The organism is Pseudoduganella rhizocola (assembly GCF_045984285.3).
Taxonomy (GTDB): domain Bacteria; phylum Pseudomonadota; class Gammaproteobacteria; order Burkholderiales; family Burkholderiaceae_D; genus Rugamonas.
Window position 1 is genome coordinate 325,428 of record NZ_JBJQIK030000001.1, and the last position, 24,821, is coordinate 350,248.

Annotated in this window: 16 protein-coding genes; 12 read left to right on the forward strand and 4 right to left on the reverse strand. The window is 62.6% G+C overall.

Annotated elements, in window-relative coordinates; genetic code table 11:
* Window positions 1-5 precede the first annotated feature (5 nt).
* The 6 genes from ACJRPG_RS01595 to ACJRPG_RS01620 all read left to right on the forward strand — a co-directional run bounded on the left by ACJRPG_RS01595 (window position 6) and on the right by ACJRPG_RS01620 (window position 10,700).
* Window positions 6-1,316 carry a FecR family protein gene (locus tag ACJRPG_RS01595; protein ID WP_407998290.1) on the forward strand — a complete coding sequence of 437 codons (1,311 nt, stop codon included), beginning with the start codon at window positions 6-8 and terminating at the stop codon, window positions 1,314-1,316.
* A 402-nt stretch (window positions 1,317-1,718) separates the two neighbouring features.
* Window positions 1,719-4,391 (forward strand): DUF4214 domain-containing protein, encoded by a 2,673-nt coding sequence (locus ACJRPG_RS01600; protein WP_407998291.1) that lies wholly within the window; start codon window positions 1,719-1,721, stop codon window positions 4,389-4,391.
* Window positions 4,392-4,554: 163 nt separating this feature from the next.
* Entirely contained in the window at window positions 4,555-6,030 is a 1,476-nt protein-coding gene (locus tag ACJRPG_RS01605; protein WP_407998292.1) for a DUF4214 domain-containing protein, read from the forward strand.
* A 160-nt stretch (window positions 6,031-6,190) separates the two neighbouring features.
* Window positions 6,191-7,990, forward strand: coding sequence for a type I secretion system permease/ATPase (locus tag ACJRPG_RS01610; protein ID WP_407998293.1), 1,800 nt, complete (start codon window positions 6,191-6,193; stop codon window positions 7,988-7,990).
* A gap of 2 nt (window positions 7,991-7,992) precedes the next feature.
* Entirely contained in the window at window positions 7,993-9,357 is a 1,365-nt protein-coding gene (locus ACJRPG_RS01615; RefSeq protein ID WP_407998294.1) for an HlyD family type I secretion periplasmic adaptor subunit, read from the forward strand.
* A 2-nt stretch (window positions 9,358-9,359) separates the two neighbouring features.
* Window positions 9,360-10,700: a TolC family outer membrane protein gene (locus ACJRPG_RS01620; RefSeq protein WP_407998295.1), complete on the forward strand. Its 1,341-nt coding sequence runs from the start codon at window positions 9,360-9,362 to the stop codon at window positions 10,698-10,700.
* Window positions 10,701-10,732: 32 nt separating this feature from the next.
* Here the strand turns inward: ACJRPG_RS01620 and ACJRPG_RS01625 are convergent, their stop codons facing one another.
* Window positions 10,733-11,620 carry a sulfurtransferase gene (locus ACJRPG_RS01625; protein WP_407998296.1) on the reverse strand — a complete coding sequence of 296 codons (888 nt, stop codon included), beginning with the start codon at window positions 11,618-11,620 and terminating at the stop codon, window positions 10,733-10,735.
* A gap of 190 nt (window positions 11,621-11,810) precedes the next feature.
* Here ACJRPG_RS01625 and dnaE point away from each other — a divergent pair, with 190 nt between their 5' ends.
* Window positions 11,811-15,353: a DNA polymerase III subunit alpha gene (gene dnaE / locus ACJRPG_RS01630; RefSeq protein ID WP_407998297.1), complete on the forward strand. Its 3,543-nt coding sequence runs from the start codon at window positions 11,811-11,813 to the stop codon at window positions 15,351-15,353.
* Between the two features lie 17 nt (window positions 15,354-15,370).
* On the opposite strand, the gene ACJRPG_RS01635 is transcribed toward dnaE, so the two are convergent.
* The gene (locus ACJRPG_RS01635) at window positions 15,371-17,020 is read right to left on the reverse strand and encodes a TonB family protein (RefSeq protein WP_407998298.1); all 1,650 of its coding nucleotides are present in this window, start codon (window positions 17,018-17,020) and stop codon (window positions 15,371-15,373) included.
* Between the two features lie 162 nt (window positions 17,021-17,182).
* Between ACJRPG_RS01635 and ACJRPG_RS01640 the strand changes: the two genes are divergently transcribed.
* Window positions 17,183-18,517, forward strand: a complete 1,335-nt coding sequence (locus ACJRPG_RS01640; protein ID WP_407998299.1) for a DUF4214 domain-containing protein — start codon at window positions 17,183-17,185, stop codon at window positions 18,515-18,517.
* Between the two features lie 6 nt (window positions 18,518-18,523).
* Here ACJRPG_RS01640 and ACJRPG_RS01645 read toward each other — a convergent pair whose 3' ends face one another.
* Both ACJRPG_RS01645 and ACJRPG_RS01650 read right to left on the reverse strand, forming a co-directional pair.
* Entirely contained in the window at window positions 18,524-18,754 is a 231-nt protein-coding gene (locus tag ACJRPG_RS01645) for a DUF6139 family protein (RefSeq protein ID WP_407998300.1), read from the reverse strand.
* 86 nt (window positions 18,755-18,840) lie between these two features.
* Window positions 18,841-19,662, reverse strand: coding sequence for a glycosyltransferase family 2 protein (locus tag ACJRPG_RS01650; protein WP_407998301.1), 822 nt, complete (start codon window positions 19,660-19,662; stop codon window positions 18,841-18,843).
* A 54-nt stretch (window positions 19,663-19,716) separates the two neighbouring features.
* Here ACJRPG_RS01650 and ACJRPG_RS01655 point away from each other — a divergent pair, with 54 nt between their 5' ends.
* From ACJRPG_RS01655 to ACJRPG_RS01670, 4 genes are all read left to right on the forward strand, one after another.
* Window positions 19,717-20,964, forward strand: coding sequence for an O-antigen ligase family protein (locus tag ACJRPG_RS01655; protein WP_407998302.1), 1,248 nt, complete (start codon window positions 19,717-19,719; stop codon window positions 20,962-20,964).
* Window positions 20,954-21,988, forward strand: coding sequence for a lipopolysaccharide heptosyltransferase II (gene waaF, locus ACJRPG_RS01660; protein ID WP_407998303.1), 1,035 nt, complete (start codon window positions 20,954-20,956; stop codon window positions 21,986-21,988). The genes ACJRPG_RS01655 and waaF overlap by 11 nt, the downstream gene beginning before the upstream one ends.
* 71 nt (window positions 21,989-22,059) lie before the next feature.
* Window positions 22,060-23,586, forward strand: coding sequence for a sensor domain-containing diguanylate cyclase (locus tag ACJRPG_RS01665; protein ID WP_407998304.1), 1,527 nt, complete (start codon window positions 22,060-22,062; stop codon window positions 23,584-23,586).
* A 524-nt stretch (window positions 23,587-24,110) separates the two neighbouring features.
* Window positions 24,111-24,821, forward strand: coding sequence for an MlaA family lipoprotein (locus ACJRPG_RS01670; protein WP_407998305.1), 711 nt, complete (start codon window positions 24,111-24,113; stop codon window positions 24,819-24,821).

Genomic DNA, 24,821 nt, shown 5'->3' on the forward strand with positions numbered 1-24,821 from the left:
CTATCATGCTGCGTCAATCATTCTTCATCGCTGCGCTGGCGCTCTGTGCGCAACAGGCCGCTGCTGCCGAGGCAGGGAAGATCATTTTTGTCGCCGGTTCCGCCCAGGTCGCCGAGAAATCCGCGCAACAGGGCGCGGCGGTCCAGGAAGGCGCGCTGCTGAGCACCGGCGCCGATGGCTATATCTATGTCAAAACGGTGGACAACGGCCTGTTCATCCTGCGCCCGAACACGAAGGCGCGCATCGCGGCCTACCACGTGGACCGCGCCAACCCGTCCAATACCCGCGTCAAGCTGGAACTGCTGGGCGGCGTGGTGCGCAGCCAGTCCGGCGAGGCCGTGAAGCAGGCCCGCCAGAACTTCCGTTTCAATACGCCGGTGGCCGCCATCGGCGTGCGCGGCACTGATTTTACCGTGTTTGCCGACCGCGACACGGCGCGCGTGGCGGTGGTGTCCGGCGCCATCACGATGAGCGGCTTCGGCGGCTCCTGCAGCCCGGACGGCAGCGGTCCCTGTGAAGGCGCGACGGCGCGCGAACTGTCGGCCGGCCAGAAGGGCCAGCTGCTGCAGGTCAGCCGCGGCCAGGCCGCGCCCCAGCTGTTGCAGAGCGGCGCGCTGGCGCCGGACGTGTTGGTGCCGCCGCGTGCCGACGAGCCGGTGGCCAAGGCCGGCGGCGTGGAGCCCAGCCTGGAGCCGCTGAAAGTCGGCAACCTGGCGGTGCAGGTGCAGCTGAATAACAACCCCGGCGTCAGCGGTCCGTCGACCGAGAAGCCACCGGTGGTCACGCCGCCGCCGGTGGTGGAAACTGGTGCGCCATATAAGGAAATCAGCTGGGGCCGCTGGCAGGCATACGCCGACAAACCAGCTAACTCGGCGGTTGGTAAAGTCGGCGCCGACCGCATTGCCCTGAACGAGGTCTACGCTTTGTTCCGCAGTAATACGGGCGCTGACTACGCCGTCCCTGAAAAAGGCAGTATTGGCTTCTCCCTGGCCTCGGGGGAAGCATCGGTACGCAATACCCTGACCCAGGCCCGGAGCTCGGCCAGTATCGAAAACGCGCAGCTCGCGGTTGACTTCGGCAAGGCCAGCTTCACCACCAGCTTCGATGCGATCCACGAATCCGAGCGCTACAAGATGGCCTCGACGGGCATGCTGGCAAAAGACGGCGTATTCAGTTCGACCAATCGCTTCACCAGTGACAATAATATGACGGTGACTGGCGCGCTGAATGCGGATTCCGCAGCGTATTTGTTCCAGGGTTTGTTGAATGACCGGAAGGTTATATCCGGCGCCACCACATGGAACGCCGTGAAGTAAAAAGCATCGCATAAAACGCCAGTACCCTTATACCGCGTCTGCACCCTATAGGCTGAAAGGCCTATGGGGTGTTTTGTTTGCTGGGGCGCGCTAATAATATGGGCGTGAACATTGGAGAGAATTCGGGCAAAGACTTGCGGAACTCATCTTATTATCGACGCTGAGGCATTCTTACAAATCGCCACAGAAATTCCGTTGCATTCCTGATTAGGCTTCGCCATAATGGCCCGCGTGGTAATTTCTGTCGCTTTTTAGCAAAGAAAGAGACGATATAGACGCGAAATTGTGACGGCTGTCACATTTCACTTCCATGTCTTCTGCCATGATTCGATACGCATTCTTACGTTCACGTGAGTGTGATCGAACAGTTCAATTTCGAAATTTTTCTAGGAGCTTCATACAATGGCTACGCCAACCGAACAGATTCAACAGCTTTACCTCGCCTACTACAACCGTCCAGGGGATGTCGCCGGTGTGAACTTCTGGGTGAACGCCCTGAACTCGGGTACCTCCCTGGCCACGATCTCCAAAGAATTCGCCAAGGCCCCTGAGTACACCGCTACCTACGGCGGCAAGACTCCTGACGCAGTGGTTGCTACCATTTACCAGAACCTGTTCAACCGTCTGCCAGATTCCACCGGCCTGAACTACTGGTCCGACCTGCTGAGCCGCAAAGTGCTGACCATCGACAACATCGTTGAGTCCGTTGCTGCTTCCGCACAGCAAGACCCAGCCAAGGGCCCAGACACCATCGCTATCCAGAGCAAAGTGGCGGCCGCTGTTGCCTTCACCGACTACCTGAACACCGATGTGGCTGCCCGCGTTGCTTACTCGACCGGCTCGGCAAACGGCATCGCCACCCAATACCTGGCTGGCGTGACCAACGACGCAACCCTGACCGCTGCTAAAGCTGGCCTGGCTGCCACCGGTTCCGCAATCATCGACGGCGGCGCAGGCGTGGGCACCACCACCGCCCTGACCATCGCTGTGGATACCCCAGCCGGCACCGCTGCCAACGACACGTTCAACGCGCTGTCGATCAACCCAACCACCGGCGTGGCTGCGACCACCCTGGGCGCTTTCGACGTGATCGACGGCGGCGCGGGTAAAGACACCCTGAACATCTACGCTGACGGCACCGTCAACCTGACCCAGCAAGGCACCGTGAAGAATGTTGAAACCATCAACATCTACAACGAAGGCACCACCGCTGCAACCCAGTTCGGCGAAGCCGCTGGCGTGAACGCCGCTGGTTTCGTTGGCGCGACCGCTGTGTGGCAAAACGGCCAGGCCAACAAGATCGTTGGCGTGGGCGCTACCACCACCGCCGGCTTCCGCACGATCTCCGATGCAGCCCTGGACGTAACCGCTTCGACTGCTGGCGTGACCATCGCTCTGGCTGACGTGGCTGGCGATGCTGCTGCTAACGTGTCGACCCTGGCTGTTGGCGGCTCCAAGCTGACCTCCGTGACCGTGTCCGGCGCCCTGGCTGACAACGCTGCTTACGCTGGTTCCGATGCTGCCAGCCTGGCGCTGACCGCAACCGTTGCTGAAGACGCAACCACCTTCACCCTGAACAGCGCTGTGACCACCACCCTGGTAGTTACCGACACTGCTTCGACCAAGAAAGTGGCAACCGTCAATGCAAGCGCTTCGAGCGGCGACATCACCTTCGTTGGCGATACCGACGTGGCAACCATCACCACCGGCTCCGGCGATGACGCAGTTGAAATCGCTACCGAACTGACTGCCACCGTGAAAGCTGCATCGCTGACCACCGGCGCTGGCGACGACTCGATCACCGTGTCGATCACCGCACTGGCAGCTGGTACCGCAGCCGTGAATGCTGGCGCTGGCGACGACGAAATCGACCTGACCATCGCTACCGACGTGACCTACAACGTCACCGGCGGCGAAGGCGACGACGTGATCGCAGTGACGGGCACCGTGAAGACCACCGACGTGATCGACGGCGGCGCTGGCACCGACACCATCGCTATCGACGGCAAGGCAACCTACGTGGCCGACGACTACATCGTCTACACCAAAGTGCTGAAGAACTTCGAAAGCCTGAACTTCACCACGACCGCTGTGGGTACCGCCTTCACCAGCGGCGCCAACCTGGACGCATCGAAACTGACCCAGTACAAAGAGTTCGTCTTCGATCAGGGCGGCTTCGTGAGCGCTGTTGCTGCTGACCAGTCCCTGGTGACTGCTGCTGCTCTGTCGGCACGTGCTTCCGGCTATGTGCCAAGCACCACCGCTGCTTCCTCGACCACCTACGCCGGCACCCTGGACGTGACCGCTGTGTCGAACGCCACCGTGACCGTGGGCGCGAACGACGTGAAACTGAACGTTGTTGGCCACACCGGCGCTGGCGCTGCTGACACCGCTGCAACCCTGACCGGCGACGCGAAGACCGCTACCGTGACCCTGACCCACGGCGTGGACACCTCGGACGACAGCTTCACCATCGCTACCCTGAACCTGACCACTGTTGACACCGCGTCGACCGCGTCGCCAACCGGCCTGGAAGCACTGACCACCCTGACCCTGACCGGCAACGGCGTGGCCAACGTAACCAACGCCAACGGCACCAAACTGGCAACCGTGGACGCATCCGCGCTGGCCAGCGTGGACGCAGCTGGCGATGCAACCACCGGCCTGGTCTACACTTCGGCTAACACCGGCGTGGAAACCATCAAGCTGGGCGCAGGCGTTGACGAGATCACCCTGACGGCATCGACCTACGGCGCGGTGGACACCGTGACCGGCCTGCACCTGGTGCTGGACGCTGCTGGTACCGCGCTGGACGTGGGTGTGTCCGACCAACTCACCGTTGGCGCAGCTGGCGCGTTCCTGAAGTTCACCACCACCCAGACCGACTTCGATCTGGCACTGAAGGATGCAGCAGCTTCGAGCGTTGGCAACAACCTGGTCTTCAAGTTCGGCAGCGACACCTACGTCTTCGTTGACGCAGGCACCGCTGGCTCGATCGATGCAGCCGACACGGTTGTGAAACTGACCGGCACCGTTGATCTGGACACCCTGATCATCGCTCTGGCAACCGTCTAAGCGATTCCCTATACCCGGTGCTTGCACCGGGTACTGGATCCAAACCCGCTGTTCGCAGCGGGTTTTTTTTCGCCTGCACTTGACCTTCCAGTTGAAGGTCGGCAATATGATTCGTTGCATGCCGTGCATCCTGCCACGGTAAAAGCGCCTTTCCGGAGTCCACATGGCAAGCCTGACCCAATCGATTCAACAGTTGTACATCGCGTATTTCAACCGCCCGGCCGACAGCAAGGGCCTGGCGTTCTGGACCGACAGCGTGCTCAAGGGCGTCCCGCTGACGGCCATCAGCCAGCAGTTCGCCAAGACCGACGAATACAAGTTCAAATACGCCGGCAAAACACCGGAAGCCGTGGTCGACACGGTGTACCAGAATCTGTTTAACCGTGCCGCCGATCCGGCTGGCCGCGAGTTCTGGGCATCGGGGCTGCAGAAGGGGGTGTATACGGTGGACACCATCGTGGCCGAAGTGGCGGCATCCGCGCAGCAGGATCCGGCACGGGGGCCGGATACGCTCTACCTTGAAAGCAAGGTGGATGCAGCGGTCGCCTATACCGTCCGCCTGAATGCCGGCTTGCCGGTGTACGACCCGAACGTGGGCACCGGCGGCGGCAGCACCGCCTTTGATGCGGGCCGCTTTTGGGACTTCGAAAGCTTCCGCTTCAATGCCGGCGGCGTGATTACCGGCGTTGCCGCGCACCAGAGTGTGAGCACCGGCGGCGATATGCAGGCCACGGCGGCCGGCTATGTCGCTGCGGCGACCGGTGAGCCGGGCGACGGCGGGGCGGCACCGTCCGCGACGAAGTATGCCGGCACGCTCCATCTCACCGCGTATACGGACTCGACCACCATCACGGCACGGGCGGCCACGCTGGATCTGACGGTAAATGCCAAGTCGGGCACCGCGTCAGGGGAGGCCGACATCACGCTGACGGGTGATGTGCAGACTGCCGTGGTCACGTTGAACAGCGGCATCAATAGCGGCCGCACGGTTGCGGCGGCGACGATTACCATCGCTACCGGCCTGGGCATCGCGGACGATACCAACCACACCGGTCCGTATACCGAGTTGGGGAACCTGCGCTCGCTGACGATCCGCGGCAATGGCGCGGCATGGATAGACAATAATAATGGCACCAAGCTGGTAACGGTGGACGCTTCCGCGCTCAGCAGCGTGGATGCCCGCGGCGCAGCCATTGACGCCCTCCACTATACGTCCTCGAATACGCTGGCCGAGACCATCAAGCTGGGGATTGCCATTGACCACGTCACGCTGACGGCCTCGCGTTATGGCGGTCTGGGCGCCACGTCGATGGACACGGTGACCGGCTTGCAACTGACCTTGAATGCCGACGGCACTGCGTTGCGCTCCACTTCGGACCAGATCGATATCAACAACGGTTCGCTGAATGCGGTGACCTGGAAGCCTTTGGCCAGCCTGAAGGATCTCGATCTCATATTGCGCGAGGCAGCTATCGCCGAGAATGCCGACACCGGGCATGATGCATTGGTGTTCGATTTCGGCGGCAACACCTATATCTATCAGGACTCCGTAGCGGACGGCCAGATTACGGAAGGCGATACCTTGGTCAAGCTGACCGGTTCGATCGACCACAAGGCGCTGATTCTCGCTCTTGCCTGAGATCGCCCGGCAAGTGTCCAGCCGTTGCCTGCGGGCAGCGGCTTTTTTTTGCCAGTACAACTAGATACAAATATTTTGTGACGTAAATCACATTTCTCGCGTTTTTTAGGGGATAATCTCGGCACGCGATGCGGGCGCCCGAGCTCGCCAGAGGTAATCAATGAAAAACAAACTATTCAAAGCAAAGAATGAAATTGAACAGGCTTTAGCACTGTTCAAGAGCACCTTCATCACCGTGGGCGTGTTCAGCGCCATCAGCAATATGCTGATGCTGATGCCGTCCCTGTACATGTTGCAGGTGTACGACAGGGTGCTGCAAAGCCAGAATGAAATCACGCTGCTGATGCTGACGCTGATGATCCTGGGGGCATTGGCCCTGGTCAGCGCCCTCGACCTGGTGCGCAGTTTCGTGCTGGTACGTGTGGGCGCCCGTTTCGACCTTGAAATGAACAAGCGGGTATACACGGCCGCCTTCGAGCAAAACCTGAAAGGCGGCGGTACCAATGCGGGCCAGGCGCTGATGGACCTGACCAATATCCGCCAGTTCCTGACCGGGAATGGACTGTTCGCCTTCTTCGACGCCCCCTGGTTCCCGATCTACCTGGTCGTGATCTTTATCTTCCAGCCTTCGCTGGGCGTGTTCGCGCTGTGTGGCAGCGTGGTGCTGGTGGCGCTGGCCTTCATCAACGAGAAGGTGTCGCACAAGCCGCTGGCAGATGCCAACACCATGGCAATCGCCGCCAACAACTTGGCCACCAATAATCTGCGCAATGCGGAAGTGATTGAGTCCATGGGCATGCTGCCGAACCTGCAGGCCCGCTGGTTCAAGCTGCACACCAAGTTCCTGACGCTGCAGGCGGAGGCTAGCGAGAAGGCCGGCATTGTGAGCGCCGTCACCAAGTTCGTGCAGGTTTCGCTGCAGTCCCTGATTCTGGGCTTTGGCGCACTGCTGGTGCTGGAACATAAGATCACGCCCGGCATGATGATTGCCGCGTCGATCCTGGTCGGCCGCGCGCTGGGCCCGGTACAGTCCGTGATCGGCGTGTGGAAGAGCTTTGCGGCGACCCGCAGCGCCTACGAGCGCCTGACCATGCTGCTGGCCGCTTTCCCTGCACGGGAAGTTGGCATGGCCTTGCCGAAACCGACCGGCAAGGTCTCGGTTGAAGCGGTGACGGCGGCACCGCCGAATGTCACCGTACCGGTGTTGCGCAACCTCAATTTCGCCATTGGCGCCGGCGATGTGCTGGGCGTGATTGGCCCGAGCGGCTGCGGCAAGTCGACGCTGGCACGCCTGCTGGTGGGCATCTGGCCGTCAGCCGCGGGCAAGGTGCGCCTGGACGGGGCTGACATCTACCAGTGGAACAAGGCTGAACTGGGGCCCCATATCGGCTACCTGCCGCAGGATATTGAACTGTTCAGCGGCACCGTGAGCGACAACATCGCCCGTTTCGGTGATGCGGACCCGGAAAAAGTGGTGCTGGCGGCCAAGCGCGCCGGCGTGCACGATATGATCCTGCACCTGCCGAAGGGTTACGACACTCCGCTGGGCGATGCCGGCGCCGGCCTGTCCGGCGGCCAGAAGCAGCGTCTCGGCCTGGCCCGTGCCATGTATGGCGACCCCTCGCTGATCGTGCTGGACGAACCGAATTCAAATCTGGACGAAGTGGGCGAGGCGGCACTGGTGCAGGCGGTGAATGACCTGCGCCAGCGCGGCAAGACGATCGTGCTGATCACGCACCGGACCAGCGTGATCTCGGCCACCACCAAGTTGCTGCTGCTGCGTGACGGCGTGGTCAATATGTTTGGCCCGACCCAGGAAGTGCTGAAAGCACTGCAGGAACAGAACCAGCGCGCTATCGCGCAAGCCCAGGCCCAGGCCCAGGCCCAGGCGCAGAACCAGGCCCAGGTCCAGGCACAGCAGCGCGCCCCGGGCGCAGACGCACCGGCGGAACAGGAGTAAGCATGAGTAAAGAACTGATCACAAAACCGCAAACGGCACTGGATCTCGTTTCCCAGGATGTGGCGCCGCCGACGGTCAACACCGACGCCCGGGCCTACAGCAGGGTGGGCTGGTGGGTAGTGGCCGCTGGTTTCGGCGGCTTCCTGCTCTGGGCTACGCTGGCCCCGCTGGACAAGGGTGTGCCGCTGAGCGGCAGCATTACCAAGGAAAGCAACCGTAAGTCGGTGCAGAACATGAGTGCCGGCTCGGTGCAGGAAATCCTGGTCAGGGACGGTGATACCGTCAAGGCCGGCCAAGTGGTAGTACGCATGAATGCGGTACAGGCGCAGTCGCAGGCCGAAACGGCGCGCACGCAGTTCATTACGGCGCGCGCTACCGAAGCGCGCCTGCTGGCGGAACGCGACGGTGCTGCACGTGTGGCCTTCCCGGAATCGCTCAAGGAACTGAAGAACGACCCGCGTGTGATCACGGCCATGGCCTTGCAGGAGCAGCTGTTTACCTCGCGCCGCACTGCACTGCAGAGCGAATTGGGGGCATATGACGAAAATATCGCCGGCCTCAAAAGCCAGGTGAAGGGGCTGAGCGACTCGCGCGAGAGCAAGAAGGTTCAGATGGATATCCTGAAGGAGCAGTTGGCAGGCATGCGCGATCTGGCCAAGGAAGGCTATGTTGCACGCAATCGCCTGCTGGACCTGGAGCGCACCTATGCCCAGATCGCCGGCTCGATTTCCGAGGACATCGGCAATATCGGCCGCTCGCAACGCCAGATCATGGAAACCACACTGCGCCGTGCGCAGCGGGTGGCGGATTATCAAAAGGAAGTGCGCACCCAGCTATCCGATATCCAGCGCGAGGCGGAAGGCCTCGAAAACCGCCTGGCGGGGCTGGACTTCGAGCTGCAAGCCGTGGACATCAAGGCGCCGGTGGACGGTATCGTTGTCGGCCTGAACATCTTTACCAAAGGCGGCGTGGTGCCGGCCGGCGCGCATCTGATGGAAATTGTGCCAAGTGCGGACGCGCTGGTGGTGGAAGGGCAGCTGCCGGTAAACCTGGTGGACAAGGTGCATGCCGGTTTGCCGGTGGATCTGATCTTCGCCGCGTTCAATACCAACACAACGCCGCATATTCCGGGCAAAATCACGCTCGTGTCGGCCGACCGTACGGTGGACGAAAAAACTGGCAATGCCTTCTACAAGGTACGAGCCAAGGTGGAGCCGGAAGGCCTGAAGATCATCAAAGAGAAGAAGATGGATGTCCAGCCCGGCATGCCGGTGGAGATGTTCGTGAAGACGGGTGAACGCACGATGATGAACTACTTGCTGAAACCAGTGATGGACCGCGCTCACAGCGCATTGACGGAGGAATAAGCTTGAAGAAATATCCAGCTCCGTACCGTATTGCCGGCTTGCTAGCCGCGGCGGTGCTGTCGCAAAGCGGCGCCGCATCGGCCATGAGCCTGACGCAGGCATTCGACGCCGCGCTTCGCAACGACCCCCAATATAAGCTGGCGGAAGCCGAGCGTGCGGCGGGCATCGAGAACAAGGCGCTTGGACGTTCGGCCCTGCTGCCGCAGATGCAGGCGAACTACAGCCGCAACAAGAACCGCGCCGACCTGACCCAGGAACAGTTTGGCAAACCAGTGACCAGCCATCCCGAATACCTGAGTGGCGTCAGCAGCGTCCAGCTGCGCCAGCCGATTTTCAGCATGGAAGCATGGGCGCGCTACAAGCAAGGCGCGGCCCAGGCCCTGAGCAGTGAAGCGGTGTTCGACGTGCGGCGCCAGGAGCTGGTGCTGCGTGTGGTGGGCGCTTACACCGACGCGCTGTTCGCCAATGAACAAGTGCGCCTGGCCAGGGCGCAGCGCGATACGCTGGTGGAGCAGGCCAAGGTGAATGACCGCATGTTCGTCAAAGGCGAAGGCACCAGGACCGATCAGCTGGAAACCCAGGCCCGTCTGGATGTGGCTGAAGCCGCGCTGCTCGAAGCGCAGGACAACCTCACCACTGCGCTGGCGACGCTGTCCGAGATCGTTGGTGAAGAAGTCACGCAGCTCGATACGCTGGGGGCAAGCTTCCCGATCATGCCGATGCCGGCAGGCGGATTCGAGGCATGGAAGCAGCTGGCGCTGACGCGCAATCCGGATCTGATAGCGCGCCAGTATGGCGTGGAAGCAGCGCGCCAGGAAGTAAACAAGCAGCGTTCCGGGCACATGCCGCGCGTGGATTTTGTCGCCAGCTATGCCAAGGCCGACGCGGAAACGCTGAATACGTACACCCAGGAATCCACCTCCCGTTCAGTGGGGGTGCAGGTGACCATTCCTTTGTATTCCGGTGGCGCCGTTAGTGCGGCAACGCGCCAGGCCAGCGCCAACCAGCTGCGCGCGAAGGCCGATCTGGAAGCGCAGACCGATCGCGTGCTGGTAGACCTGCGCAAGCAATACAGCGCTGCCATCAGCAGCGTATCCCGCATTCAGGCGCTGGAGAAGGCCGTGGAATCGGGCCGCTTGCTGATGAAGGCCACCACTGAGAGCATCAAGGGTGGTGTACGTATCAATCTCGACTTGCTCAATGCGCAGCAGCAGCTGTATGTGAGCGAGCGCGACCTGGCGCAGGCCCGCTACAACTACCTGCTGGCCTTGCTGCGCTTGCGGGCGGCAGCGGGTACGCTGTCGGTTGACGACGTGACCACAACAGCACGTTACTTCCGCTGATAAAAAAGGCCGCTTTCGAAGCGGCCTTTTTTTCAGTTCCCGTCCTTGCCGAAGCAGTGCGGGCAGGACTTCTCGTACACATATTCCGGCGCCAGCTGCTGGCGCGGCGTGACCACGGCGCGGCAGGCGAAGCACTGCACGGTTTCGGTCGGCTCCAGCCTGGGGTTCAGCGCGGTGCGGTAATCGAACACGAAGCAGTCGCCGGTGTAATGGGCGCCGCCCACTTCCTCGAAGTACTTCAGGATGCCGCCTTCCAGCTGGTACACATTGTTGTAGCCGATGTTCTGCATATGGATGGCAGCCTTCTCGCAGCGGATGCCGCCGGTGCAGAACGTCACCACGGTCTTGCCCTCGAAATCGGCCTTGTGCTCCTCGATCACCTGCGGGAACTCGGTGAATTTCCGGATACGGTAATCCACCGTGTTGTCGAAGGTGCCCACATCCACTTCGAAGTCATTGCGGGTGTCGACCATGACCACCGGCTTGCCATTGTCGTCATGGCCCTGGTCCAGCCAGCGTTTCAGGGTTTTCGCTTCCACGAAGGGCGCACGACCTTCTTCCGGCTTAATCAGCGGCATGCGCATGGTGATGATTTCGCTCTTGATCTTCACCAGCATGCGCTTGTGCGACTGCTCGGCAGACAGGCTCTCCTTCACCTCCAGGTCCGCCAGGCGCGCATCGCTGCGCACCCAGGCCAGGTAGTCGTCGATGTTTTCGCGGGTGCCGGACAGGAACATATTGATGCCTTCCGGCGTCAGCAGGATAGTGCCCTTGAGGCCGAGCCGTTGCGTGATTTCCTGGTACTGCGGACGCAGGGTTTCCAGCTCGGTCAGCGTAATAAATTTATAAGCCGCGATATTGACGTAAACGGCCGGCGCGGCGCCCGCCTGTGCCGGGGCGCTGTGTGTCTGTGCTTGCATGGTGCGAAGGGATGGAATTCTGAAGCCGACATTATAAGGCTTTCCCATCGTCGCCGTCCGAATTTGCCTTCTTTTTGTGCAACCTACACTCCAGTCCGTGTCCACCTTGGTGCCTGACCCCAAGGTGGACACGGACGCGGCAGTTCGGGCGGGGTAAAATAGGCGCCTTCGATCCAGTAGCGAGCATCAGATGAACATGGCGGTAGTTGAACAGGAAGAGGGCGCGGCGGTGGCGGCGCCTGCGGGGCCGGAATTCGTCCACCTGCGGGTGCACTCGGAGTATTCCATCGTCGATGGCCTGGTGCGCATCGACGACCTGGTCAAGGCCGCGGCCAAGGACAAGCAGGCGGCGTTGGCCGTCACCGACCTGGCCAACCTGTTCGGCATGGTCAAGTTCTACAAGTCCGCGCGCGGCAAGGGCATCAAGCCCATCGTCGGCTGCGATGTGTGGATCACCAATGACGAGAACCGCGACCGTCCCTCGCGCCTCATGCTGTTCGCGAAGAACCGCATGGGCTACCTGCAGCTGTGCGAGCTGCTGTCGCAGGCCTGGCTCACCAATACCTGGAAGGGACGCGCCGAAATCCGCACCGAATGGCTGGCGGCGCTGCCGTCCCAGACCTATGCGCTGCTGCCCGGCGAGAGCGGCGCCAATGGGCTGATCGCGCTGTCCGGCGCGCACTTCGGCGACATCGGCCAGGCTATCGAGAACGGCAACCCCGACCTGGCCGAGGCGCATGCCGCCAAATGGGCCGCCATTTTCCCCGGCCACTTCTACATCGAGATCCAGCGCGCCGGCCAGCCGAACCAGGAGGCGCAGGTGCGCCAGTCCGTGGCGCTGGCCGCCAAGCTTGGCCTGCCGGTAGTGGCCACGCATCCGGTGCAGTTCATGTCGGAAGAAGAGTTCATCGCGCACGAGGCGCGCATCTGTATCGCCGAAGGCGAGATGATCGCCAACGCCAAGCGCGTCAAGCGCTTCAACGAGCAGATGCGCTTCCTCACGCAGGCCGAAATGGGCGAGCTGTTCGCCGACCTGCCGGCCGCGCTGCAGAACTCCGTCGAGATCGCGAAGCGCTGCAACCTCACGCTCACGCTGGGCAAGCCGCAACTGCCGAACTTCCCCACGCCGGGCATGACCATCGACGACTTCCTGCGCGCCGAAACCAAGAAGGGCCTGGAGGAACGCCTGCTGCACCTGTTCCCGAATCCGGAAGAGCGCGAGAAGCAGCGCCCGCGCTACGAGGCGCGCCTGGAGTTCGAGAACGAGACCATCATCAAGATGAAGTTCCCGGGCTACTTCCTGATCGTTGCGGAGTTTATCCAGTGGGGCAAGAACAACGGCGTGCCGATCGGCCCGGGCCGCGGTTCGGGTGCCGGTTCGCTGGTGGCCTATGCGCTGAAGATCACGGACCTGGACCCGCTGCGCTATAACCTGCTGTTCGAACGTTTCCTGAATCCCGAGCGGGTTTCGATGCCCGACTTCGACATCGACTTCTGCCAGGAGAAGCGCGAACTGGTGATCCAGCACGTGAAGGACCTATACGGCCGCGACGCGGTGTCGCAGATTGCCACCTTCGGCACCATGGCGGCGAAAGGCGCGATCCGCGACGTGGGCCGGGTGCTGGACTTCAGCTACACCTTCTGCGATGGCATTTCGAAGCTGATTCCCTTCAAGCCGGGCAAGCCGGTGTCGATTGCGGAGGCGATCGAAGAGGAGCCGCTGCTCAAGGAGCGCCTGGAAAATGAAGAGGAGGTGAAGCAGCTGCTGGACCTCGCCCAGCAGGTGGAAGGCATCACCCGAAATATCGGCATGCACGCCGGCGGCGTGCTGATCGCACCAGGCAAGCTGACCGACTTCTGCCCGCTGTACACGCAATCGGGCGACTCCGGCGTGGTGTCGCAGTACGACAAGGACGACGTGGAGGCCGTGGGCCTGGTGAAGTTCGACTTCCTGGGCCTGACCACGCTCACCATCCTGGACCGTGCGGTGAACTATATCCGCGAACTGGACCCGGCCGACAAGGACTTCGACCTGGCCACGGTGCCGCTGACCGACCGTCCTACCTACGACCTGCTGACCAAGGCCAAGACCGTTGCCGTGTTCCAGCTTGAATCGCGCGGCATGCAGGGCATGCTGAAGGACGCGCGCCCCGACCGCTTCGAGGACATCATCGCGCTGGTGGCGCTATACCGCCCGGGCCCGATGGACCTGATCCCGGACTTCTGCAAGCGCAAGCACGGCGAAAAGTTCGACTATCCCGATCCCCGCACCGAGGGCATCCTGTCCGAAACCTACGGCATCATGGTGTACCAGGAGCAGGTGATGCAGATGGCGCAGATCATCGGCGGCTACTCGCTGGGCGGCGCCGACATGCTGCGCCGCGCGATGGGCAAGAAGAAGGCCGAGGAGATGGCCGAGCACCGCGAAATCTTCCGCAAGGGTGCGGCCGAAGGCGGCCTCACCGTGGAAAAGGCCGACGAGATCTTCGACCTGATGGAGAAGTTCGCGGGCTACGGCTTCAACAAGTCGCACGCGGCCGCGTATGCGCTGCTGTCTTACCACACGGCCTACCTCAAGCATCACCATACCGCCGCGTTCATGGCAGCCAACATGTCGCTGACCATGGACGATACGGAGAAGGTCAAGATCCTGGTGGAAGATGCGATCGAGGTCTGCGGCCTGAAGATCCTGCCGCCGGACATCAACCTGTCGGCCTACCGCTTCCGGCCCGATGGCCCGCCGCCGTCCCAGACCGGCAAGAAGGTCATGGCCATCCGCTACGGCCTGGGCGGCGTGAAGGGCGCCGGCGAGAACGCGATCGAGGCTATCATCGCCGCGCGCGAGGCGGGCGGTCCGTTCACCAGCCTGTTCGACTTTTGCAAGCGGGTGGACAAGAAGCAGATCAACCGCCGCACCATCGAAGCGCTGATCCGCAGCGGCGCCTTCGACTGCTTCGGCGTGGACCGCGCCGTGCTGTTTGCGTCAGTCGGCTTCGCGATGGAATGCGCCGAGCAGGAAGCGCGTTCGGCCAACCAGGTGTCCCTGTTCGGCGGTGATGACAGCGACCTGGTGGCGCCGCCGGAATACGTGAAGGCGCTGCCCTGGAGCGACCGCGAGAAGCTGGCCGAAGAGAAGATCGCGCTGGGCTTCTACCTGTCCGGCCATATGTTCGACGGCTATGCGGCCGAGGCGCGGCGCTTCGCGCGCACCAAGCTGTCCGAGCTCGAACCGTCGCGCGACCAGCGCATGCTGTGCGGCGTGATCACCGGCATCCGCACCCAGATGACGCAGCGCGGCAAGATCCTCATCGTGTCGCTGGACGACAAGAGCGCGGTGGTGGAAGTCACGGTGTACAACGAGGTGTTCGAAGCGAACAAGAAGTGCTTCAAGGAAGACGAGTTCCTGTGCGTGACGGGCAAGGTGTCGGAAGACCGCTTCACCGGCGGCCTGCGCATCTCGGCCGAGAAGGTGTTCGACATCACCAGCGCGCGCCTGCAGTACGGGCGCCAGCTGGGCTGGCTGCAGCCGTCTGCCATCGCTCCGGCCAAGCTGCAGGAGATCCTGGCGCCGTACCGCGACGACTACGGCCTGCCGGTTCAGCTGCGCATCAAGCCGCAGGGCATCGACTGCGTGCTGCAGCTGGGCGACGACTGGCGGGTGGCGCCGTCCGACGAATTGCGCACGGCGCTGGAACAGCAGCTGGGCGCGAAGGAAGTGGCTGTCGAATATTAACCGCCGTTTGTCGTAGCTTACAGCGTGGGACGGGCGGCCAGCTTGTCCTGCCATGCCCTGGCTGCGGCGGCATCCGCCTTCTGGCCCAGCTCACCGGCTTCGTAAACGCGGATGAGCCTTCGCATCGCTTGCCTGTTGCCTTTTTCAGCCGCCTTCAGATAGGACTGGAAAGCACGTGGCTTGTCGGCTTGCGTGCCCATGCCTTCTTCCAGCAGACGTGCCTGCTCGTAGAGGCCCTGGGCAAAGCCCGTATCGGCAGCCCGGGTGTAGAACTTCAGGGCTTCCTCGTAGCGCTTTTCGTGTTCGGCGAGGCCGCCCAGGGAGACCAGGCCGATATCGCTGTTCTTTGCCACCGCCTGTTCATACCACCGTTTTGCTTCCATGAGGTCCATCGGCACGCCGCGGCCCGTTTCATAGCAGTCGCCAAGATTGTTCAGCGCCGTCGGATTTCCTTGCGCTGCAGCCTTTCTGTACCACTCCACCATTTCCTTATCTTTCGCGGCATCGGGCTGCTGGTTGTGGATACGTGAGCCCATGGCAGTCTGGGCCGGAGCGTAGCCGAAGGCGGCCGCCTGTTGGAGCCAGCGCTGGCTTGCTGCTGGATCGAGGTCCTTCAGGTAGAAGTACAAGGCATATTGCGAGCGTTCATGGCCTTGTTCCGCCGCCTTGAGCCAGTAATCCCACGCTGCCTTGCGGTCCCTGGGCATGCCTTCGCCGGAAAAATTCAGGAAGCCCATGGCATATTGCGCTTCCACATTACCCTGTTCCGCTGCGTCAGCGAACAATCTGATGGCCTGGTCGGGCCGGTAATACTTTCCGTTCCTGTTCTGATATTCGCGCGCGAGCAAAAGCATGGAAGGCACATCGCCTTGTGCTGCCGCCGCATTTGCCCAGCGCAGGGCCTCGTCCACATTTTTCGCCACGCCCTTGCCGAGCACATAGGCTTGGGCCGCAGCACGCTGGGCCGCCGGGTCGCCCGCTTCCGCGCCCTGCAGATACCAGCGGAAAGCCTTGGCATGGTCCTCGAACGGAGCGCGGGAGTAGATACGGCCGAGTTCATAACCCGCCTTCATATGGCCAAGTTCGGCAGCCGCCTCGTAAGCGTTAAGGGCAGCTTCGCTGCGCCGGTTTCGCGCGTGGTAGCGGCCAAGCTCCATCGCTGCGTCAGCGTCATGGGCAGCGGCCGCCGCCAGCAGGGTGACGGCGTCCTTCTCCGACCAGCCCGGCACGGTCCAGATAAATTTCAGCCGCATCGCCGCGAGCTCGCCCGCAGCCTTGGGGTCGCCCTGCTGTGCGCCCGCACGCAAGGCCGAAATATATTCATTCTTCGCAGGGAGCATGAAGACGTACTGAACGGAGACCCAGGCCCGTACCGCGTAGCCGGCGCGCTGTACCGGGGGCAGCTTGCAGGCGCGGCCTGCTGCCATTGCAGCTTCATCCAGCGCACGCTCGCCGCTGGAGACGGCAATCCGGGCATCGGTGACGGCGCCCTGCTCGTCAAGCAGATAACGGACCGTGACCGTCCCGTCCCTGCCTTCGCGCCTCACGCTGGCTGGAAAATCAGGTGGCCTGCAGGCGCGGAGAGCGTCGGCGTGATCGTAGCCATCGCTTGCGAGAGCGGTGAAGGAAAACGAAGCGAACAGGAAAGCCGAGATCGAGTACTTCATTGGATTTTCTAAGTGATAAGAACCCCACAGTGTAATTGCTGGCGTGTTACTTTAAGTTGCAAAAATGAAACAAGTTTGATTGACGGCCTACGCTCCCAGCATAAATACTGCTGATCGGCAAAAGGCCTCGACCACAAACCATCTACCTGAAGCGTCGTTTCCATGGCAAATCTCACCGATATCCGCAACACGGCAATTTCCGGTCTCACCCACATCGACGCCCTGCTGAACACCGGGCCGGACTGGAATTTCCTGACGCCGGCCAGCAATACCTTGTATTTCACGTTCGAGCTGGACAAGAGCAATGCGCGTGAGGCCGAAGCGGTCACGTCCACCGCGGAATTCGGTAACGCGCAGAAAGCGGCGAGCCGCACCGCCATGGCCTATCTGGAGCAGGTCACGGGCATCCATTTCGTGGAAACCCAGGATCCGGCACAGGCCCACCTGCACCTGTGGGCAGGCGACCTGGTTTCGGACACGGCGGCAGGGCTCTGCCAATGGCACCAGAGCTACCGTTACGCCCAGGATGGCACGCTGACCCAATTCGACGCGCAGGCGTGGATCTATATCGACAATGCGCGCTATGCCGCTGAACTGGCAAAAATGGCGCCCGGCACCGGCGCTTACCAGGTGCTGCTGCATGAGCTGGGCCATGCGCTGGGCCTGAAACACCCGTTCGATGGCGATATCACCTTGCCGGCGATCGATGACAATAAGCTCAACACCCTCATGTCCTACACCAGCCGGGGGCCGCTGGCAGCGGAGTACCGGCCGTACGACCTGGCGGCGCTGAACTGGCTGTATGGCGGCGACGGCCTGGGCGGAGAGCTCGGCCTGAATTCAGGCGGCGGACAGTACCTGGCCGGCACGGTGCGCGACGATGTGCTGAAGACCGGTGCTGCGGCCGATGTCCTGGAAGGGCTGGGCGGCAACAACAAGTTCGATGGGGGCGGCAATCTTGATGTGGCGCTCTATGGCGACAGCCGCGGCAACCACACCATCGTCAAGAGCGGTGACGGCTACAAGGTGAGCGCTATTGCAGGCAACTACGGCACCGACGAACTGCTCAACGTGGAGCGGCTGGCCTTCAGCGATGCGAACGTGGCGCTGGATGTGGACGGCATCGCGGGGCAGGCCTACCGCATGTACCAGGCGGCGCTTGGCCGCGCGCCGGATGCAGGCGGCCTGGGCTACTGGATCGAGATGATGGACCGCGGCATGACGCTGCGCGAGCTGGCAGCCAATTTCATGGCGACGCAGGAATTCATCGGCAAGTTCGGCGGCAGCAATCCGGAAGACGCGGTCTTCGTCACCAAGGTCTACAACAACGTGCTGCACCGCACGCCGGACAACGACGGCTTCAAGTACTTCATGGACACACTGGCTGCGGGCAACAGCAAGATCGACATGCTGGCCGCCTTCAGCGAGAGCCCGGAAAACCAGGCCCAGCTGATTGGCGTGATTGGCAATGGTATCGACTACCAGCCTTATGTGTGAGCAGCCTTACATATCCTTCAGGCTGGTAATGGCATAGCCCTTGCTGCCGATCTGCTGCGGCAAGTGCTCGATGTGGAAGTTCGGCAAGTCGTCGGCATCGTCATCGACTTCCAGGGCCTTGGTTTCCGGCTCCCAGTCGGTGTTGATCGCTTCCTGAGGGATAGGTTTGCCTTCGGGCACGGCGAGATAGGAAAAGATGCCGTCGTGTTCGGGGCGTCGGTAAATATCCAGGCGCATTGCGTTCCTCCACAGTGGGTTGATCACCGGGCCATTCTACTCCGCCCCGGCAAAGCCGGCGCTTCCCTTTACCCCCAACAATATTTCTAAGAAATTTCTTGCAGGCCTGCGACGGCTCGGGTGGTGCGGTCGGCGGCACGCTGCAGCACCACGGCGCGGTTGCTGCTCTCCTGGTCGCGCTGGTTTTCCTTATGCCACAGGTGGTAGACCTCGGTGGCGAAGGCGCCGTCCTTGCGCAGTACCCCCGCATTGAACAGGCGCACCACCAGGTCCGAGTCTTCATGGCCCCAGCCCAGGAAACTCTGGTCGAAGCCGTTGACTTTGTCTAGGTCGCTGCGCCAGACCGCCAGGTTGCAGCTCTTGATGCGGCGCCAGCTGAAACGCTTGCGTTCACGGCCCAGGTCCGGCAGCACCAGCACGGTCTGCAGGAATTTGTTGAAGTGGCCGGCCAGCCGCAGCTGCAGCCGCTCCAGCACGCCCAGGGCATTGATGTCGAGCTTCTGCTCCAGCAGGCGGCGCGTGTACTCCGGACTCAGCAGCACGCGGCTGCCGGACACCAGATAGCCCGGCCGTGCCAGCTTGCGGTGCTGGGACACGAAATTGCGGGCCGGAATGCAGTCGCCGTCGAGGAAGATGACGTAGTCGCCCGTGGCGGCCAGGGTGCCCAGGTTACGCACTCTTGCTGCACGGAATCCTTCGTCTTCCTGCCAGACATGGCGCAGGGGAACAGGGGAACGCCTCTGGAGTTCTTCTACGCAATTCCGCGTGTTGTTCGTCGAACCATCATCGGCGATAATGATTTCAAAATGCCGGTCGTCCTGCGCAAAGCAAGCTTCGATTACAGCCGCGAGCGCGTCGGGACGGTTGTAAGTGGTGACGATAACGGAGATTTTTGACGCTTGTTGCATGAAGTCGATGCGATCCGTGTTGATTTTTGCAAGAAAAGCTTACAAAAACGTTGAATGAATAATATCTTAGACAAGAACGCCGACGTCAAGACTGTCATTGTCACCAGCCTGGTTTTCCTCCTGCCCTTTCTGGCCCTGATCAGCAAGATCGGCGTGGGCCTGTGCAGCTTCGGTTTTTTGCTGGCCGCCATCGCCTGCGGCAAGCATGGCTTGAGCCTGTTCCGGCGTCATCTTAGCGATATCCGCGGGGTTTTGATAGCCTGCGGCCTCTACTTCCTGTTTACAGCCGCCGTGGTGGCCGCCCATGACGACGTCATGCTGCGCAACCTGGAAAAACCCGCCCGCATGCTGCTGTCGGTAACGGCGCTGATCTGTGTGCTGGCCTGCCGGCCGCGCCGCAAGGCCTTCTGGCTGGGCCTGGTTGCCGGCGTCGTGGCAGGTGCGGGCGTCGCCGTCTACCAGCGCTGGTTCGTCGGGGTCGACCGTCCGGGTGGCATGATGAATGCGATTACCTTCGGCGATATCCTGCTGTGCATGGGCCTGATGTCGCTGGCGGGCGTGCTGGATTTTCGCGGCCGCGAACGCCTGATCCCCGCGCTCGGCACGGTGGCCGGCCTGGTGGGCACGGTGGCTACCGGTACCCGCGGCGGCTGGATCGCCATCGTATTTTCCGCGCTGCTTTTCCTCAAATACGGCCATTACCTGCGCGGCAAATTCGCCAGGAGCGCGGCAGGCCTGGTGGCCGTGCTGATGATCGGCGCCTACCTGCTGCCGCAGACCGGCGTGCAGCAGCGGCTGGAGCAGGGCGTGGACGATGTGCGCACCTATTTCCAGGGCGCGGGCGCCTATACCAATGTCGGCGTGCGCCTCGAATTGTGGAAGGGCGCCCTGCAGCTGTCGGCGCGCCATCCCTGGACGCCGGTCAGCCAGGAGCAGGTGCGTAGCGAGCTGCAGCAGCTGGTGGCGGCGGGCGAACTGCAGCCTTTCGTGCTGGAAGCCGAGCACTTCCACAATGACATGCTGCAGGTGCTGGTCTATGGCGGCATTCCGGGCGCGGTGCTGTGGTTCGGCACCTTGCTGCTGCCTTTCCTGTTTTTCCTGCGGGTGCTGAACCGCCATGAATCGGCCGGCGTGGGCCTGATCGCGCCGGCGCTGGCAGGCATGCTGCTGGTATTGAGTTACTTCAGCTTCGGCCTGACCGAGGTGATTTTCTGGTCCGTGCGCAGCGCCATGTTCTATGCGCTGATGCTGTTCGTGCTGATGGGCTTCTGTCTGAATGCGAAGGAAAACGATGGCCGTTGAGCGCATCCTGATCATTTCGCCGAACTGGATCGGCGATGCCGTGATGGCGCAGCCGCTGCTGCAGCTGCTGTGCTCCCGATATCCCGCGCTGCCGATCGACGTGCTGGCGCCGCCTTCGCTGGCGCCCATCTGGCGCCAGGTGCCGGAAGTGGCCGACGTCATCGAAACCCCGTTCCGCCACGGCGCCTTGCAGCTGAAGGAGCGCTGGCGCTTCGCGCGCATGTTGAAGCAGCGCGGCTATAGCCAGTCCTATGTGCTGCCGAACACGCTGAAGTATGCGCTGATTCCCTGGCTGGCGGGCATTCCACGGCGCGTCGGCTACAAGGGCGAGTCGCGCTACGGCCTGGTGAACGTGATGCACCATGACGATGTGCCGCCGCGCCCCATGGTGCCTTTCTATGCGGCGCTGGCGGACGAGCCCTCGTCCCCGCTGCGCAACGATGTGCCGCGCCCCCGCTTGCAGGTAAGCGCGGAGCAGATCGCTGCCGCGGCGGCGAAGGCAGGCATCCCTTATGCGGCGCCGCTGCTGGTGTTCGCGCCCGGCGCGGAATTCGGCGCGGCCAAGCGCTGGCCGCCTGAATACTTCGCGGCGCTGGCCCGCCATGCGCTGGAGCTCCTGCCCGATGCGCGCATTGCCTTGCTTGGCTCGCCCAAGGACCGCGCCGTGTGCGACAGCGTGCTGGCTGCGGCCGGCAGCGCTGCCGGCGCCATCCTGAACCTGGCCGGCCAGACCCGCCTGGACGAAGCCGTGGCGCTGATCGCGCACGCGAAAGCGGTGGTCAGCAACGACTCCGGCCTGCTGCACGTGGCCTCGGCGCTGGACCGGCCGGTGATTGCGCTGTACGGCCCCACCGATCCCGATCACGCGCCGCCGTTCTCCACGGTCGCCGCATCACTCTCGCTGCGCCTGGACTGCTCGCCATGCCGCCAGCGCGAGTGCCCCCTGGGCCATCACAACTGCATGAGGCAAATGTACGACGGTATTGTGTGGAATGCGCTGAAGCCCATGCTGCCGCCAGTTTGAACAGGACAAAACACGGCTTTTCCGGTATAAACAATACTCACAATAACTATCCGCGAGCCACTGCGACACCTATGCTGAAGCGGCTAACGATCACCGTCTGGGCGACTCTTTTTGTGACGCTGGTGTGCGGGTCGCTGGTGGCGACCGATATCCAGCGCAGCTGGAGCCTGCGGGAAGATACGCTGGACAGCACCCGCCGTTCCACCGAAAGCGTGGCGCGCGCCATGGCGCAGCATGGCAACGATACCTTCAAGGCGGTGGACGCCATCCTGCACGGCGTGAAGGAACGCATCGAAACCGACGGCACCGACCAGCGCGCCATCGCGCGCCTGGAGCGCGTGATGGCGGGCAGCGTACGCAAGCTGCCGCAGTTGAACGGCCTGTTCGCCTTCGATGCGGAAGGGCGCTGGCTGGTGAATTCCATCACCGGCAGGAATCTCGATATGCCCGTCACCGACCGCGCCTACTTCACCTGGCACCGCGACCACCCGGAAGACAGGAATGTGCGCATCGGCGCACCCATCGTCAGCCGCAGCAACGGCCGCTGGGTGATTCCCCTGTCGCGCCGCCTGGAAAAGCCCGATGGCAGTTTCGCCGGCGTGGTATTGGCCAGCATCGACATGAGCTATTTCCGCCGCTTCTATGAGCGGCTGGACGTTGGCCGCAGCGGCGGCATGGTGCTGGCCCTGAGCGATGGCACCGTGGTGCTGCGCATGCCCTACAAGGAAGAACGGATCGGCAGCAACATCGCCGCCATCCCGCTGTTCCAGCGCTACAAGGCGCATCCCCAGGGCGGCACCGGGGAGTTCGTGTCGGTGCGGGACGGCGAAGTGCGCATCGCCAGCTACCAGTCGCTGGATGATTTCCCCCTGCTGGTGGTGGCAGCGATGTCGAAACGCGAGATGCTCGCGCGCTGGCGCGAAGACACCATCCTGCATACATCGGGCGTGCTGGCGCTGGCGGCCCTGCTGGCCTGGTTCGGCCATCGGCTGATCCGCCAGATCAAGCTGCGCCTGCGCGCCGAGGAAGAACTGCGGCAGGCGCGCGACGCGCTGGCCAGCCTGAACGGCACCCTCGAGAAGCTGGCGCTGCAGGACGGGCTGACCGGCCTGGCCAACCGGCGCCAGTTCGATGCCACGCTGGCCAAGGAGTTCAGCCGCGCCACCCGGCAGGGCAGCTCGCTGGCCTTCGCGATGATCGATGTGGATTACTTCAAGCGTTACAACGACCGCTACGGCCATAGCGCCGGCGACGATTGCCTGCGCTCCGTCGCCAACGCCATCCGCGGCCAGACGCCGACCCGCACCGGCGACCTTGCGGCGCGCTACGGCGGCGAGGAAATCGGCATCCTGCTGCCGAATACCGATGAAGACGGGGCCTGGGCGGTGGCCGAGCGCATGCGCATCGCGGTGCTGGCGCTGCGGCTGGAGCATGGCGATTCGCCGCTGGGCATGATCTCGATCAGCGCCGGCGTCGCCGCCGTGGTGCCGGAGCGCGACGACGATCCGGCAATCCTGATCGAAGCCGCCGACCGCGCCCTCTACGCCGCCAAGAACGCCGGCCGCAACCGCGTCGGCCGCGCTTCTAACGCCGAATAAGGTTATTCAAGCCGCACGTGCAGCGTGCGTTGCGACGATGGCGGCAAGAGCGTTAGCGTCAGCTACCCAGTGTGCATATTCGTCCTGGGTTAAGCCGAGATACTCAGCCAGGTTTTAATCGATGCCAGCTTCGCCGCGATGCCAGCGGGCGACCCAATCGCCAATCTGCTCGGGCTTTGCTGTGCCGGCAACGCATGATGAAATGAAGTTCATATCAGTCTCCCAAAGTGCGGCCGCGCACCGCATGCTTGATGAACTGCCCTGAGACGGCATCCAATGCGCCAAGGTGATGGCCATGCCGGTCGAACACCTCGCTTCCATTTCTGCAATTGCTTCAGATAGCCCGGCGAGCGGATGCGCATCCGTTCAAGCGTATCGGTTGCCCGGCGGGGAGTTTTTGTCTCGGACCAAGCACGGCCCTGGCTGTGGCCAGGATTATCCTAATAAATCGTTAAAGCCAGACCGGCAATATCCGGCCTGAAGGTGCTCATGTCGATGCGCCTGCAGAATGAAAGGATTTGCCGATGTTTCGAGATACGATGCAGTGCCTGCTGCTGGCAGCAGTGGTGCTGGGCGGCACCGGATGCGCGACGGCGCCGAAGCCTGCGCCGGAAAGCGCCGAAGTTGCCCGCCAGGCGAACGATCCGTGGGAGGGCTATAACCGCGGCATGTATGCCTTCAATACCAAGGTGGACAAGTACATTGCCCGCCCCATCGGCGTGGCCTACGACACCGTCGTGCCGGAGGTGGTGCAGCACCGCGTCACTTCCTTCTTCTCCAACCTGCAGGAACCGCGCACGATGGCGAACCAGCTGTTCCAGGGACGGCCCGTTGGCGCGGCCAGGACGCTGGGCCGCTTCGTGGTCAACACCACGGCCGGGGTGGGCGGCATGTTCGATCCGGCCAGCAAGCTCTCGCTGGTGAAGACGGAGGAAGACCTGGGCCAGACGCTGGCGGTGTGGGGATGGGAAGATTCGCGCTTCTTCGTCGCGCCCCTGCAGGGGCCGCGGACCGTGCGCGATTTCCTCGGCGGCTTTGGCGACAAGCCGCTGAATCCCACCGGCTATATCGACGACAGTGGCGCCAGCATGGCTGTCACGCTGCTGAACCTGGGCAGCATGCGTTCGGCGGCGCTGCCCATGGATAAGCTGCGCGCCGAGGCGCCGGACGAGTACGCGATGGTGCGCGACCGCTGGCTGGCCAGCCGCAAACACCAGATCGCGCAGCGGCAGTAG

Coding starts and splice junctions, on each gene's coding strand:
- ACJRPG_RS01595 (WP_407998290.1), top strand. CDS start 6: ATGCTGCGTCAATCATTCTTCATCGCTGCGCTGGCGCTCTGTGCGCAA.
- ACJRPG_RS01600 (WP_407998291.1), top strand. CDS start 1,719: ATGGCTACGCCAACCGAACAGATTCAACAGCTTTACCTCGCCTACTAC.
- ACJRPG_RS01605 (WP_407998292.1), top strand. CDS start 4,555: ATGGCAAGCCTGACCCAATCGATTCAACAGTTGTACATCGCGTATTTC.
- ACJRPG_RS01610 (WP_407998293.1), top strand. CDS start 6,191: ATGAAAAACAAACTATTCAAAGCAAAGAATGAAATTGAACAGGCTTTA.
- ACJRPG_RS01615 (WP_407998294.1), top strand. CDS start 7,993: ATGAGTAAAGAACTGATCACAAAACCGCAAACGGCACTGGATCTCGTT.
- ACJRPG_RS01625 (WP_407998296.1), bottom strand. CDS start 11,620: ATGCAAGCACAGACACACAGCGCCCCGGCACAGGCGGGCGCCGCGCCG.
- dnaE (WP_407998297.1), top strand. CDS start 11,811: ATGAACATGGCGGTAGTTGAACAGGAAGAGGGCGCGGCGGTGGCGGCG.
- ACJRPG_RS01635 (WP_407998298.1), bottom strand. CDS start 17,020: ATGAAGTACTCGATCTCGGCTTTCCTGTTCGCTTCGTTTTCCTTCACC.
- ACJRPG_RS01640 (WP_407998299.1), top strand. CDS start 17,183: ATGGCAAATCTCACCGATATCCGCAACACGGCAATTTCCGGTCTCACC.
- ACJRPG_RS01645 (WP_407998300.1), bottom strand. CDS start 18,754: ATGCGCCTGGATATTTACCGACGCCCCGAACACGACGGCATCTTTTCC.
- ACJRPG_RS01650 (WP_407998301.1), bottom strand. CDS start 19,662: ATGCAACAAGCGTCAAAAATCTCCGTTATCGTCACCACTTACAACCGT.
- ACJRPG_RS01655 (WP_407998302.1), top strand. CDS start 19,717: ATGAATAATATCTTAGACAAGAACGCCGACGTCAAGACTGTCATTGTC.
- waaF (WP_407998303.1), top strand. CDS start 20,954: ATGGCCGTTGAGCGCATCCTGATCATTTCGCCGAACTGGATCGGCGAT.
- ACJRPG_RS01665 (WP_407998304.1), top strand. CDS start 22,060: ATGCTGAAGCGGCTAACGATCACCGTCTGGGCGACTCTTTTTGTGACG.
- ACJRPG_RS01670 (WP_407998305.1), top strand. CDS start 24,111: ATGTTTCGAGATACGATGCAGTGCCTGCTGCTGGCAGCAGTGGTGCTG.